Source organism: Streptomyces sp. NBC_00224, assembly GCF_041435195.1.
In the GTDB taxonomy this organism is placed as follows: Bacteria; Actinomycetota; Actinomycetes; order Streptomycetales; family Streptomycetaceae; genus Streptomyces.
On record NZ_CP108106.1, the window covers coordinates 7533055 to 7546630 of the forward strand.

The 13576-nt window shown below is 71.3% G+C and carries 13 protein-coding genes; 8 read left to right on the forward strand and 5 right to left on the reverse strand.

Annotated elements, in window-relative coordinates; all coding sequences use genetic code 11:
- Positions 1-46 precede the first annotated feature (46 nt).
- Positions 47-901: a polysaccharide deacetylase family protein gene (locus tag OG965_RS33600; RefSeq protein ID WP_371655816.1), complete on the forward strand. Its 855-nt coding sequence runs from the start codon at positions 47-49 to the stop codon at positions 899-901.
- 41 nt (positions 902-942) lie between these two features.
- Here the strand turns inward: OG965_RS33600 and OG965_RS33605 are convergent, their stop codons facing one another.
- Positions 943-1602, reverse strand: a complete 660-nt coding sequence (locus OG965_RS33605; RefSeq protein WP_371655817.1) for a class F sortase — start codon at positions 1600-1602, stop codon at positions 943-945.
- Between the two features lie 354 nt (positions 1603-1956).
- Here OG965_RS33605 and OG965_RS33610 point away from each other — a divergent pair, with 354 nt between their 5' ends.
- Positions 1957-2436: a hypothetical protein gene (locus tag OG965_RS33610; protein WP_371655818.1), complete on the forward strand. Its 480-nt coding sequence runs from the start codon at positions 1957-1959 to the stop codon at positions 2434-2436.
- Positions 2437-2566: 130 nt separating this feature from the next.
- Here the strand turns inward: OG965_RS33610 and OG965_RS33615 are convergent, their stop codons facing one another.
- The 3 genes from OG965_RS33615 to OG965_RS33625 all read right to left on the reverse strand — a co-directional run bounded on the left by OG965_RS33615 (position 2567) and on the right by OG965_RS33625 (position 4687).
- Positions 2567-3109 (reverse strand): hypothetical protein, encoded by a 543-nt coding sequence (locus tag OG965_RS33615; protein ID WP_371655819.1) that lies wholly within the window; start codon positions 3107-3109, stop codon positions 2567-2569.
- 179 nt (positions 3110-3288) lie between these two features.
- Complete coding sequence (locus OG965_RS33620; RefSeq protein ID WP_371655820.1) at positions 3289-4053, reverse strand: hypothetical protein; 765 nt, start codon at positions 4051-4053, stop codon at positions 3289-3291.
- A gap of 73 nt (positions 4054-4126) precedes the next feature.
- Positions 4127-4687 (reverse strand): hypothetical protein, encoded by a 561-nt coding sequence (locus tag OG965_RS33625; RefSeq protein WP_371655821.1) that lies wholly within the window; start codon positions 4685-4687, stop codon positions 4127-4129.
- A gap of 228 nt (positions 4688-4915) precedes the next feature.
- Between OG965_RS33625 and OG965_RS33630 the strand changes: the two genes are divergently transcribed.
- The 3 genes from OG965_RS33630 to OG965_RS33640 all read left to right on the forward strand — a co-directional run bounded on the left by OG965_RS33630 (position 4916) and on the right by OG965_RS33640 (position 9113).
- The gene (locus OG965_RS33630; RefSeq protein WP_371655822.1) at positions 4916-5905 is read left to right on the forward strand and encodes an SCO0930 family lipoprotein; all 990 of its coding nucleotides are present in this window, start codon (positions 4916-4918) and stop codon (positions 5903-5905) included.
- A gap of 224 nt (positions 5906-6129) precedes the next feature.
- Positions 6130-6942: an SAM-dependent methyltransferase gene (locus tag OG965_RS33635; protein WP_371655823.1), complete on the forward strand. Its 813-nt coding sequence runs from the start codon at positions 6130-6132 to the stop codon at positions 6940-6942.
- Positions 6939-9113, forward strand: a complete 2175-nt coding sequence (locus OG965_RS33640; protein ID WP_371655824.1) for a putative bifunctional diguanylate cyclase/phosphodiesterase — start codon at positions 6939-6941, stop codon at positions 9111-9113. The genes OG965_RS33635 and OG965_RS33640 overlap by 4 nt, the downstream gene beginning before the upstream one ends.
- A gap of 64 nt (positions 9114-9177) precedes the next feature.
- On the opposite strand, the gene OG965_RS33645 is transcribed toward OG965_RS33640, so the two are convergent.
- Positions 9178-10065 carry a LysR family transcriptional regulator gene (locus tag OG965_RS33645; RefSeq protein WP_371655825.1) on the reverse strand — a complete coding sequence of 296 codons (888 nt, stop codon included), beginning with the start codon at positions 10063-10065 and terminating at the stop codon, positions 9178-9180.
- Between the two features lie 83 nt (positions 10066-10148).
- Between OG965_RS33645 and OG965_RS33650 the strand changes: the two genes are divergently transcribed.
- The 3 genes from OG965_RS33650 to OG965_RS33660 are packed head-to-tail and all read left to right on the forward strand — an operon-like array spanning position 10149 to position 13567.
- Positions 10149-10856: a succinate dehydrogenase gene (locus OG965_RS33650; RefSeq protein WP_371655826.1), complete on the forward strand. Its 708-nt coding sequence runs from the start codon at positions 10149-10151 to the stop codon at positions 10854-10856.
- The gene (locus tag OG965_RS33655; RefSeq protein ID WP_371655827.1) at positions 10857-12815 is read left to right on the forward strand and encodes a fumarate reductase/succinate dehydrogenase flavoprotein subunit; all 1959 of its coding nucleotides are present in this window, start codon (positions 10857-10859) and stop codon (positions 12813-12815) included.
- Positions 12812-13567: a succinate dehydrogenase/fumarate reductase iron-sulfur subunit gene (locus tag OG965_RS33660; protein ID WP_371655828.1), complete on the forward strand. Its 756-nt coding sequence runs from the start codon at positions 12812-12814 to the stop codon at positions 13565-13567. The genes OG965_RS33655 and OG965_RS33660 overlap by 4 nt, the downstream gene beginning before the upstream one ends.
- Positions 13568-13576: the final 9 nt, after the last annotated feature.

Below are 13576 nucleotides of genomic sequence, written 5' to 3' on the forward strand. Positions count from 1 at the left end.
GGTGCGCTTCAGCCGCCGGGGCCGTGTGCCGTGCGAGCCATGGGTCATGAAAAAGGATCAGATGCTCCCCGGGCGTCGCACGCTCCTGCGCGTCGGCGCCTGTCTGGGAGCCGCCGCCGCCCTGCGGATGCTGACGGCCGAGGACACCGGCGCGCCGGAGGGCGGGGCCACGGGAGCGGCCGCCGGTCCCGCCGCGGGCCCGCAGGCCGCCGCGCCCCGGCTGAAGTCCACCGCGTACCGCCTCGAACCGATGACCGCCGAGGCCCCGCCGCAGTACCGCACCGCGCTGCCGCCGGTGCGGCGCCGGCCGTTCCTGAGCATGCCCCAGCTCGGCCCCGACACCATGGTGCTGACCTTCGACGACGGCCCCGACCCGCGCTACACGCCGGAGATCCTGCGGACCCTTCGCGAGTACGACGTGCGGGCGATGTTCTTCGTCTGCGGCGAGATGGCCACCGACAACCGCGACCTGCTGCGCGAGATGCGTGACGACGGGCATGTGATCGGCAACCACTCCTGGAGCCACCCGCTGCTCATCAAGATGTCGCGGGACGCGGTACGCGACGAGATGACCCGCACCAGCGAGGTGGTCGAGGAGGTGCTCGGGGAGCGGCCGCAGTGGTTCCGCGCCCCCTACGGCGCCTGGAACCGCAACTCGTTCCAGATCGGCGCCGAACTCGGCATGGAGCCGATGGGCTGGACCCTCGACACCCTCGACTGGACGGCGCCCGGCACCGACACGATCGTGCGCCGGATCCGGGACGGTGCCGCGCCGGGCGTCGTGGTGCTCTCGCACGACGCCGGGGGCGACCGCTCGCAGAGCGTGGCGGCGCTGCGCACCTATCTGCCCCGGCTGCTCACCTCGGGCTACCACCTGCGCGTACCGCCCAAGCGGCGCTGAGCAGGCGGGGGTTCAAAGACAGGCTCTGAGGCCGGGCCGGTTCAGCGGGTTCCCACCATGCGGGCGAAGACGACGACGTTGCCGTCGTAGCCCTTGGCGCGGGTGAAGCCGCCGCCGCAGGTGATCACCCGCAGCTCCGGGTGCCCGGTGTCGCCGTACACCCGGGCACCCGGGAAGTTGTTCTTGTCGTAGACCTCGACGCCGTACACCTCGAAGACGGCCACATGCCCGTCGTAGCGGGTCACCTCGACGTGGTTGCCCTTCTTGAGCGAGCCCAGGCCGTAGAAGACGGCGGGGCCCCGCATGGTGTCGACGTGGCCGACCATGACGGCGGTGCCGTTCTGGCCGGGGGAGATCGCGTTCTGGTACCAGCCCGCCAGATTGGGGTCGTCCGGCGGCGGCGCCTGCACCCAGCCGTCCTGGTCGATGCCGACCTCGATGACCGGGGCGTCGACCTTGATCGCGCCGATCTTGATCCGGGAGGCCGGCGCGTACGCCAGCGGCTCGACCGGGGCGAGGGACGTGGCGGCGACGAACACCTCCGGCCTGCCCGTCAGCGCGGCGGCCGCCGCGGGCTGCGGGGGGCCCATCGTGACGTCGGCGCCGTTCCGCAGCAGAGCCAGACCGGTGAGCATCACCAGGGCGAGCGCCCCCCACGGCGACCGCCTCCGATGCTCCGAGCCGCCCTCTTCCTGCCCCATCTCGCTCCCTCCAAAGCCCTCCGTGCCACCTGTAGGCACGGTAAGGGCGTGATCGCACTCCGGCGATCAGGGAGGTGCGAACGGGTGGTGACGGGGGTGACGGCTCCCTCGGGGCGGCACCAGGGGGGCGGCACCCGCGTGACCCATCCGTGTCATGGTCCGATAAAAGTTCTGACGGTCTGTGACCTGCAGGTCCGTCAGATCGGCGGACCGTCCACCGGCGTGTCGGCTCACCAGGGTGGACCAGCGCGACATGCGAGGTGAAGAGCGTCCGGTGAGGGTTCGTCATGGGAGGCGTACTCGTCGAATTTCCCGGAGCACGGCTTTGGGGCGCCCTCCCTCGGAGGTTCAACCATGCGTGCTGCACGCGCTCTCCCGGTGGCCGTGGCCGCCTTCGCGGCGGTGGGGCTCTCGGCCCCGCTCGCCTCCGCCAACTTCGGCCCGAGCAACGTCACCGTCAACCCGAGCGCGGTCCACCCGGGCTCCACGCTGACGATCACGGCCAACGGCTGCGGCCACGGCGGCATCGTGACGTCGAACGCCTTCTCCCCGACGTCCCTCTCGGGCGGGGACACCGGATTCGCGACCGCCAGGATCCACGACCACATCACCCCCGGGTCGTACAACCTGTCGGTCCGCTGCAACGACAACCCCAGAACGGAGACGCGCAGCTTCACCGTGCTCTCCGGCCGCGGCGCGATGGGCGGGCTCGGCGGCTCCGCCGGTCCGACCCAGACCGAGATGGCCGTCGGCGGGTCCCTGGTGGCGCTGGCCGCCATCGGCGGTGCCGTGTTCGTGGCACGGCGCCGCCGCACGACCGGCGGGCGGGTCTGACCGGCCGAACCTCCCGGACAGAGCCGAACCGCCCGCCGCCCCGAGTCCTGGCCAGGACTCGGGGCGGCGGGCGGTTCGCGGCTGTTCTCTGCCGGGGAGGCCCTGGTTGTCAGTTGTCAGTTGTCAGTTGTCAGCTGTCACGGCGGCGCAGATAGAACATGAGGCCGCCGCCGGCCGCGGCGACGAGTGCGAGGCCGATCGCGATCTCGCCCTTGTCGATGCCCTCCGAGGTGCCGCCGATGCCGCCCCGCACACCGCGCGAGGGCGCGGTGGTGGTGCTGATGGTGGGCCTGATGGTGGGCCGGAGCGTCTGGATACCGCCGGTGATCGTGAGATCGGTGGTGCCCCGCTCGCCGCCGCACATGAACGTCACGGTGTAGGTGGCACCGCGCTTGGCGTTGAAGTCGACCTGGGCGGTCGTGGAGCTGTTCGGCGAGATGGTCACCGTGTTGAAGACGCCGGAGGAGGCGGTGGCGGTGGAGGGGCACCCGGTGACGTTCAGCGTGACCGTACCGCCGGGGGCGATGGTGGAGGGGGTCACGCTGAACCCGAACGACGTGATGTTGCTGCCGTGCGCGCCGCCGCCATCGGCGGCCAGCGCTGCCGCGGGGGCGGCGACGGAGAGAGCCGCGGCGCCGAGCAATGTGGCGGATGCGATGCGTATCGCGCCCATGGTCAATCCTCCGGGTCCCCGAGGAGCACTGCGGAACCGTTTTCCACAAAAAGCGGGAAATGCACCTCGATGCCCGACACGCTAAGAGCGGGCGGCGCCGGTCGCGATCGCTGTCCGGCGAATGGGGCATTCCCTTCCCCCACCCGGCGGACCTGTCGGGGTGTCACCGGGGATTTCGGTCAGGTGAACAGATCGGGAAAGAGGTCGCGGAACGGCGCCGAGGTGGCCGACAGGCCCCGGCCGAAGGGGGCGTCGAAGTCCCAGATCAGGAAGAGCAGGAAGGCGATGAGCACGCTGAACAGCCCGGCGAGCAGCAGTTCGCGCCCGGTGCGGCGGATCTGGAGCGTGAAGATCAGGCCAACGGTCACCACGGCCCCGGTGATCAGCCCGAACCAGACGACCCCCGGCATCGTGGCCCCGGCCCCGGCACCGCGCGTGCTGCGGGCGTCGTCGACGGCCGCCACCTGGTCGACCAGCGGCTGGTACGCCTGGCCCTCGTGGTCGGTCTTGGGCTCGTAGTCCGTGACGTCCTTGCGCAGCTGGGAGAGCAGGACCGACCCCTTGTCGCCGAGCTCGCCCGAGACCTCCATGTGGTGCCACTCGGAGCGGACGACGTAGGTGACGTACGAGTCGACGTCCGCGCGGATGCGCTCGCGGACCGGGCCCGGGTAGACCTGGACGCGCTCGCTGACCTCGTGGAGCGCCTGCGCCTCCTGGCGGACGGTCTCCGAGGCCGCGCCCCGGGCCTCCCAGACGCCCGCGATGGCGAGGCCGAGGACGATCGCGTAGATCACTCCCATCATCATCGTCATGTACTCCATGACGTCCGGGGTCTGGGAGGGGTCGTCGTCCTCGCCGATACGGCGGTGGTTGACGATGACGATGGTCAGCACGACGACGCACGCGGCGGCCATCGCGATGGAGAGGACGATCCAGTCCTTCAAGGGGGAACCTCCGACGAGGGTGGAGCGGGAACGGCGCCGCGCGGCGCGGACGGGGCGCGCCGGGGGGCGACGGCTAGTTCGAGCGGGGGCGGAGCACCACGACGGCGACCACCGCGGGCACCGTGATCAGCAGGGTGAGCGTCACCGTCGAGAGCCCCGGCTCGGGCTTCTTCCTCGGCGGCCTGCGGTACGCGGGCAGCGCGACGGGCCGCAGCCGCGGCGGCGGGGTGGCCGAGGGGCTCGGCGGCACGGGCGCGGGCGGCGGGGGCGCGGGGTTCGCCGGTACGGGTACCGCGGGCCGCACCGGTCTGGGCTTCGGAGGCTGCGGTTCGGGCGGGGCCGGCGGCGGGGGAGGGACCGGCTTCGGCGGGGCCGGCGGGTGCGCCGGCGGGGGTTTCGGCACCGGTGGCTTCGGTTCGGGCGGCTTCGGTGGAGGCGGTTTCGGCGTGGGCGGCGGGGGCGACGGCGTGCAGATGCCGCCCCCGGCGACCGCCACCGCCCAGTCGTCCCCGGCGCCGCCCGAGACCGAGGCGTACGCACAGGCGTCCGCGCGCGCGTACGGCGCGGGGCCGGTCAGCAGCAGGGCCAGGGCGGCGGCCGAAAGCAGCCGTTGCGCCAAGTGGGGTACGTGCACGCCCAGGATCATCCGGCCCGGCGGGCCGCTCGGCCATGAGACCGGCGCGGATTCGCCTGATGGGGGGAGGTTGGCCGGGTTTGCGTTTGGAACCGCCGGGGGCGGTTCGGCGGGGGCGGGAAAATTCTTTCGCAGGCTTTTGAACGCTCCGGGGGCCGCCACGCGTACCTAGGGCCATGAAAGGCGCACCCAGGCGCAACAACAAACAGAGAACCAACTGGAGTTGACATGGCAACCTGGCGCAACGCCTCGCTCGCGGTGACGGCGGCGGCAGTACTGGCACTCACGGCGACGGCGTGCGGCCAGGACAAGGGAAGTGCCTCTCCCAAGGGCCAGTCGGTCGGCAACGCCGCCCAGGCCGCGGGGAGCGGAAACGGCTACGGATACGGCGACGCGGGCTACGGCTCGGGGTCCGGCACCGCCAATCAGGCGGCCGCCAAGGCGGCCGGACAGCTCACGGTGTGGGACAGCAAGGAACTGGGCAAGGTGGTCACCGACAGCGCCGGAATGACCCTCTACCGCTTCGACAAGGACACCGCCAGTCCGCCCAAGTCGAATTGCGACGGCGACTGCGCGAAGCTGTGGCCGGCCGTGCCCGCGGGCAGCGTCACAGCGGCTCCCGGCACCGACGCGAGCCTCATCGGCGAGGTGGCGCGTACCGACGGCAGCAAGCAGCTGACGATCGCCGGCTGGCCGATGTACCGGTACACCAAGGACACCAAGGCCGGTGACGCGAACGGGCAGGGCGTGGGCGGCACCTGGCACGCCTCGGCCCCCGACGGCAAGAAGGCGGCGCCCTCCGCGGACAGCGCCGGGGCCGGGGCGGAAGCGGGGGCGGAGGCGGAGACGCCGAGCCTGCCGGGTCTGTCGGTCCGTAACGACGCCAAGCTCGGCAAGATCATCGTCGATTCCCGCGGGATGACCGTCTACCGGTTCAAGAAGGACTCCGCCTGGCCCATGAAGTCGGCCTGCACCGGGGACTGCCTCAAGAAGTGGCCGGTGGTCGCGCCGGTCGAGAAGAAGGACACCGAGGGCATCATCCAGAAGGGCTTCGTCACCTTCAACCGGCCCGACGGCATCAAGCAGCAGTCCATCAACTGCTGGCCGATCTACACCTACGCCGGCGACAGCAAGCCCGGTGACACCAACGGCCAGGGCGTGGGCGGCACCTGGTGGGCAGTCTCGCCCGAGGGAAAGCTGATCGCCACCACCAAGTAGCCCCGCAAGGCCCCCCAAGGCCGTCGGCCCGTCACCGTGTCCCCCGCGCGGTGGCGGGCTCGACGTACGTTCCGGGGGATGTGACCGAACTTGTGTGTGACCAATAACGGATCGGCATTTTCCGTTTTTACTCGCCCTCCTGCCTGACGATCAGTAGCCTCAGCTCGAACACTGACCATGCACATGGCCACCACACCCCCCGCGGCGAGCTGTTGGAGACATAGATGGAGCGTCCTGCCTGGGCCCCTACGGGCATCGACATCTCGGTGCCGAGTGTGTCCCGCATCTACGACTACTACCTGGGCGGCTCGCACAATTTCGAGGTCGACCGGGAAGCCGCGCGCAAGGCCATGGAGTTCATCCCCGGACTGCCGAAGGTGATGCAGGCGAACCGGGCGTTCATGCGGCGGGCGGTCCGGTTCGCCCTGGATGAGGGAATCACGCAGTTCCTGGACATCGGCTCGGGCATCCCGACGTTCGGCAACGTCCACGAGGTCGCCCAGATCGCCGCCCCCGAGGCGCGGGTCGTCTACGTCGACCACGACCCGGTCGCCGTCGCGCACAGCAGGGCCGTCCTGGACGGCAACGAGCGGGCGGGCGTGCTCGCCGCCGATCTGCGCAAGCCGCAGGACATCCTCACCAGCCCCGAGGTCGGCCGGCTGCTCGACCTGGACCAGCCGGTCGCCCTGCTCCTGGTGGCGGTCCTGCACTTCGTCGAGGACGCGGACGACCCGCGCACCGCGGTCGCCCAGCTGCGCGACGCGCTCGCCCCCGGCAGCCTGCTGATCCTCACCCATGCCGCGTACGAGGGCATCCCGCTCAGCGAGGACCGGGCAGGCGGCGCGGTGGGCGTCTACCGCAACATCCGCAACCCGCTGGTCATGCGGACGAGCGACGAGATCGCCACGTTCTTCGACGGGTTCGAGATGGTCGCGCCCGGTCTGGTGCAGATGCCGATGTGGCGCCCGGAGTCCTCGCCGGAGCAGGAAGACCCCTATGCCTTCTCGGGGTTCGCCGGCGTGGGACGTATAGCGTGAGCACCCCGCCCCGGAAGGACGGGCAGCCCGTCGATCCCGACGGCCCCGAATCCAGGCTCAGACGGTTCGCCACGATCTGGAGCAGGGCCATCTTCCCGGTGACGGCCACGTCGCTGACCCGCCCCGAGTTCGAGCGCCATCTGCTGCCGCTGGCCCGCCGCCTCATCGAGGCGCTGCACCGCCGCCACTTCGACCCGGCGCCCGCGCACGAGATCGGCGCCGCCCTGGTCGGCGCCCACTGCACCGACCCGGACGCGCTCAGCCGTACGCTCGGCGTGGTCGACTCCTATCTCGTCCTGTACTGCGGTACGGGCGGCGACCTGCGGGCCGAGGAGGCCCGGGCCCGCTGCGCCCGCCTCCAGCACGCACTGGCCGCCGGGTTCGCCCAGGCGCTGCGCGAGCGCACCCTGCGCGAGCAGGAGGCCATCGCCCGCTCCGCGCTCGCCGCGCGCAGCGCCGCCGAGGAGGCCCTGCACACCACCGAGGCCCGGTTCCGCGCGGTCTTCGAGGGCGCCGCCGTCGGCATCGGGATCGCCGACCTCGAAGGCCGCGTCCTGGAGGTCAACGAGACCCTCACCCGGATGTTCGGCGGCGTCGAGGGGCAGATCCGCAGCCGCAATGTCAGCGAGTGGGTGCACCCCGAGGACGCGCCGCAGGTCTGGAAGCTCTACGAGGAGCTGGTCCGGGGCGATCGCGACCACTACCGGGTCGAGAAGCCGTACTACCGCGGCGACGGCACCGTCCTGTGGACCAATCTGACGGTCTCGCTGCTGCGCGACGCCGAGGGCCGCCCGCAGTACCAGCTGGCCCTCCTGGAGGACACCACCGAGCGGCGGCTGCTGAATCTGCGGCTGCGCTACGAGGCCACCCACGACGCCCTGACCGGCCTGCCCAACCGCACCCTCTTCTTCGAGCGCCTGGACAAGGCGCTCGCGGCGGGCCAGGGCAAGCGATTCGGGCTCTGCTACCTCGACCTCGACGGGTTCAAGGCGGTCAACGACAGCCTCGGCCACTCGGCGGGCGACCGGCTCCTGGTGGAGGTCGCCGACCGGCTGCAGAGCTGTGCGACCGGTCCCGGCGAGATGGTGGCGCGGCTCGGCGGCGACGAGTTCGTGGCCCTGACCACCGGCACCGACACCCTGCGCGAGGTCGACGAACTGGCCTCCCGCATCCTCGGCGTGCTCTCCGTGCCGATCCGTCTTGAGGGCCGCGAGCTCACTGTGCGCGGATCGATCGGTGTGGTCGAGGGCCCGGCGGACGAGCGCGGCCCGGCGGAGGTGCTGCGCAGCGCCGACATCACGATGTACCGGGCCAAGGCGGCGGGCGGCAACCGCTTCGAGCGGGCCGACCCGGAGGCCGACGCCCGGGCGATCACCCGGCACGGGCTCACCAACGCGCTGCCGGCGGCGCTGGAGCGCGGTGAGTTCTTCATCGAGTATCAGCCGCTGGTGCACCTGGGCGACGGCAGTGTGCACGGGGCGGAGGCGCTGGTGCGCTGGTCGCATCCGCAGCACGGCGTGCTGGGCCCGGACCGGTTCATCCCGCTCGCCGAGCACACCGGTCTGATCGTGCCGCTCGGCCGCTGGGTGATGGCGGAGTCCGTACGCCAGGCGAGGTTCTGGCAGGAGCGCCACCCGGGCTCGCGGGCCGGCGGCCCGCTGCGGATCAACGTGAACCTCTCGCCCACGCAGCTGCACCACCCCGGTCTGGTGGCCGACACGGTGGAGGTCCTGGAGCGGTCCGGCCTGGAGCCGGGCGCCCTGTGCCTGGAGGTCACCGAGTCCGCGCTGATCGGCGCCGACGACGATCTCCTGAAGCCGCTGCGCCAGCTCGCGGACATGGGTGTGGACATCGCCCTGGACGACTTCGGCACCGGCTACTCCAACCTGGCGAACCTGCGCAGGCTCCCGGTGAGCGTGCTGAAGCTGGACCGCTCCTTCACCCAGTCCATGCAGCAGCACCCGGCCGACCCGGTCGACATCAAGATCGTCGAGGGGATCGTGTCACTGGCCCACAGCCTGCAACTGGCCGTCACCGTCGAGGGCGTGGAGACCGGGGCGCAGGCCGAGCAGCTGCGCGAACTGGGCTGCGACACCGCCCAGGGCTGGTACTACGCCCGCCCGGGCGCCCCGGACCGCATTCACTCGCTGGCCCTGACCGACGCCGTCTGACCCGTACCGATGCTGAAGGTCGGGGTCCGACCCCCGGCCGGGCGCGCGTCGTCCGGGCCGGGGGTCAGACCCCGACGCTGAGCAGGACCCGCTGCAACTCCCGTGCGGCGCGCGGCGGGTCCACGTCGCTGCGGTGGGCGAGCGCGATCGTGCGGCGCAGGCCCGGGCGGGCCAGCGGGGTCACCCGCAGATCGCGGCCCGCCCGCGCGGCCACCATGCTCGGCACCACCGCGATGCCGAGCCCGGCCCGTACGAAGCCGAGCACCGCGTCCATCTCGCCGCCCTCGACCGTGAACACCGGCTCGAAACCCTCGGCGCGGCAGGCCGCCACGGTGAGCTCCCGCAGGTCGTAGCCGTGCCGGAACATGACGAGCGGTGCGTCGCGCAGATCGCGGATGTGGACCCGCCCGTCGGTGCCGGGGGCGGGTTCGGCGGCGGCCGAGACCACCACCAGGTCCTCGTGGAGGAGCTCGACGCTGGTCAGCGCGGGGGAGGCGGGCGGCAGCGGGAGGACCACCAGTGCGAGGTCGAGCGCGCCGCGCGCCAGCGCCCGTACGAGGTCGTGCGAGCCGCCCTCCTCGATCAGGAGCTGGATGCCCGGATGGCGGCCGTGGAAGGCGCGCAGCACGTCCGGCAGCAGGCCGGTGCACAGGCTCGGGGTGGCGCCGAGCCGGACCCGGCCGCGGCGCAGCTGGGCCAGCTCCTGCACCTCGATCCGGGCGGTGTCCGCGTCGGCCAGGATGCGGCGGGCCAGCGGCAGCAGCGCCTCGCCCGCGTCGGTCAGCGCGATGTTGCCCCGGGCGCGGCTGAACAGCTCGGCGCCCAGCTCCTTCTCCAGCGCCCTGATCTGCTGGGAGAGCGAGGGCTGCGAGACGTGGACCTGCTCGGCGGCGCGGGTGAAGTGGCGGGTCTCCGCGACGGCCACGAAGTACAGGAGCTGCTGGAACTGCATGGACCCACGATAGGCCATGGCTATCGAATTGAGCATATTCATGTCTTGGACCTCTCGGGACCTCCGGCCCTAGCGTCTATGACATGGCTCTGGCAACGCGGACGGACCGAAAACCGTCCTTGACGCGCACCGTGTGGGACTCGACCGTCGGCAAGAAGGCGGTCATGGCCGTCAGCGGCATGATCATGCTGACGTATCTGGCCGTCCACATGTTCGGCAACCTCAAGATCTTCTTCGGGGCGGGCGACTTCAACGGGTACGCGCACTGGCTGCGCACCGTCGGCGAGCCCTTCCTGCACTACGAGTGGGCGCTCTGGATCATCCGGGTGGTGCTGGTCGCCGCCGTCGTCGCGCACGCGGTCTCCGCGTACCAGCTGAGCCGCCGCGACATCAGGGCGCGCCCCGACAAGTACGTGCACCGCCGCCCCCGCGCGAGCTACGCCACCCGCACCATGCGCTGGGGCGGCGTCATCCTCGGCCTGTTCATCGTCTGGCACGTCCTGGACCTGACCACCGGGACCGTGCACACCGGCGGCTTCCAGTCCGGGCACCCCTACCAGAACGTGGTGGACACCTTCTCCACCTGGTACGGCAACACCGTCTACATCGTGGCGATGCTCGCCCTCGGCCTGCACGTCCAGCACGGCTTCTGGAGCGCCGCCCAGACCCTCGGCGCCGGCAGCGCGGCCCGCGACCGGATCCTCAAGACCCTCGCCAACGTGCTCGCGCTGGTGCTGACCCTCGGATTCATCTCCGTCCCCGTCGCCGTCATGACCGGAGTGGTGAGCTGAATGACCTCGTCCCCCGACTACACCGACTACGCGCTCGGCGAGCCGATCGCCGACACCAAGGCGCCCTCGGGACCCGTCGCCGAGCGCTGGGACACCCGCCGCTTCGAGGCGAAGCTGGTCAACCCGGCCAACCGCCGCAAGCACACCGTGATCGTCGTCGGCACCGGGCTCGCGGGCGGCTCGGCCGGCGCGACCCTGGCCGAACAGGGCTACCACGTCGTCCAGTTCTGCTTCCAGGACTCCCCGCGCCGCGCGCACTCCATCGCCGCGCAGGGCGGCATCAACGCGGCCAAGAACTACCGCAACGACGGCGACTCCATCCACCGCCTCTTCTACGACACCGTCAAGGGCGGCGACTTCCGGGCGCGGGAGTCCAACGTCCACCGCCTCGCCCAGATCTCCGTCGAGATCATCGACCAGTGCGTGGCCCAGGGCGTGCCCTTCGCCCGCGAGTACGGCGGACTCCTCGACACCCGCTCCTTCGGCGGCGTCCAGGTCTCCCGTACGTTCTACGCGCGCGGCCAGACGGGCCAGCAACTGCTGCTCGGCGCCTACCAGGCGCTCTCGCGGCAGATCGCGGCCGGCAACGTGGAGCTGCACGCCCGCACCGAGATGCTCGACCTGATCGTGGTGGACGGAAAGGCGCGCGGCATCGTCGCCCGGGACCTGGTCACCGGCCGCATCGACACCTACTTCGCGGACGCGGTGGTCCTGGCCAGCGGCGGATACGGCAACGTCTTCTACCTCTCCACCAACGCCATGAACTCCAACGCCACCGCCGTGTGGAGGGCCCACCGGCGCGGCGCCTACTTCGCCAACCCGTGCTTCACCCAGATCCACCCCACCTGCATCCCGCGCACCGGCGAGCACCAGTCCAAGCTCACCCTGATGAGCGAGTCGCTGCGCAACGACGGCCGGATCTGGGTGCCGAAGGCCCAGGGCGACACCCGCCCCGCGGCCGAGATCCCCGAGGACGAGCGCGACTACTACCTGGAGCGCATCTACCCCTCCTTCGGCAACCTGGTCCCGCGCGACATCGCCTCGCGCGCCGCCAAGAACGTCTGCGACGAGGGCCGCGGCGTCGGCCCCGGCGGCCAGGGCGTCTACCTCGACTTCGCGGACGCCATCGCGCGGATGGGGCGCGACAAGGTCGAGGAGCAGTACGGCAACCTCTTCGAGATGTACGAGCGGATCACCGCCGAGAACCCGTACGAGGTGCCGATGCGGATCTATCCCGCCGTGCACTACACGATGGGCGGACTGTGGGTCGACTACGACCTCCAGACCACCGTTCCGGGGCTGTTCGCGATCGGGGAGGCCAACTTCTCCGACCACGGCGCCAACCGGCTCGGCGCCTCGGCCCTGATGCAGGGCCTGGCGGACGGCTACTTCGTACTCCCCTCCACGATCAACGACTACCTGGCGCGCAACCCGCACCAGGAGCCGGTCACCGCCGAGCACCCGGCGGTCGCGGAAGCGGTCGCCGACACCGAGGACCGGCTCAACCTGCTCCTGTCGGTGAACGGCGACCGCACCCCCGACTCCTTCCACCGCGAGATCGGTGAACTGATGTGGGAGTACTGCGGAATGGCCCGCACCGAGGAGGGGCTGCGCAAGGCCCTCGACCGGATCCCGCAGATCCGCGAGGAGTTCTGGCGCCGCATCAAGGTCCCGGGCACCGGCGAGGAGTTCAACCAGTCCCTGGAGAAGGCCAACCGCATCGTCGACTACCTGGAGCTCGCCGAGCTCATGTGCCTCGACGCACTGCACCGCGCCGAGTCCTGCGGCGGCCACTTCCGCGCGGAGTCCCAGACCCCGGACGGCGAGGCGGCCCGGCGCGACGAGGAGTTCTCGTACGCGGCCGCCTGGGAGTTCAGGGAGACCGGCACTGCCCCCGTCCTGCACAAGGAAGACCTCGTCTTCGAGTACGTCCACCCCACCCAGCGGAGCTACGCATGAAGCTCACCCTGCGCGTCTGGCGGCAGAAGAACGCCGACGCCGACGGAGCGATGTCCACCTACGAAGTGGACGGCATCTCGGCCGACATGTCCTTCCTGGAGATGCTCGACACGCTCAACGAGGAACTCATCCTGGGCGGCGAGGACCCGGTCGCCTTCGACCACGACTGCCGCGAGGGCATCTGCGGCGCGTGCAGCCTGGTCATCAACGGCGACGCGCACGGACCCGAGCGCACCACCACCTGCCAGCTGCACATGCGGGCGTTCCGGGACAGCGACACCATCGACGTCGAGCCGTGGCGGGCGGCAGCCTTCCCGGTCGTCAAGGACCTGGTGGTGGACCGCTCGGCCTTCGACCGGATCATCCAGGCGGGCGGCTACATCAGCGCCCCGACGGGAGCCGCGCCCGAGGCGCACGCGACGCCGGTGCCCAAGCCGGACGCCGACTTCGCCTTCGAGCACGCCGAGTGCATCGGCTGCGGCGCGTGCGTGGCGGCCTGCCCCAACGGCTCGGCCATGCTGTTCACCTCGGCGAAGGTCAACCACCTCAATGTGCTGCCGCAGGGCGCGCCCGAGCGCGAGACCCGGGTGCTCGACATGGTCGGCCGGATGGATGAGGAGGGCTTCGGCGGCTGCACCCTCACCGGCGAGTGCGCCACCGCCTGCCCCAAGGGCATCCCGCTGCCGTCGATCGCGGCGATGAACAAGGAGTGGCTGCGGGCGACCAGGAAGGCGAGGAAGGTCGGCCGCTGAGGCGCCGCC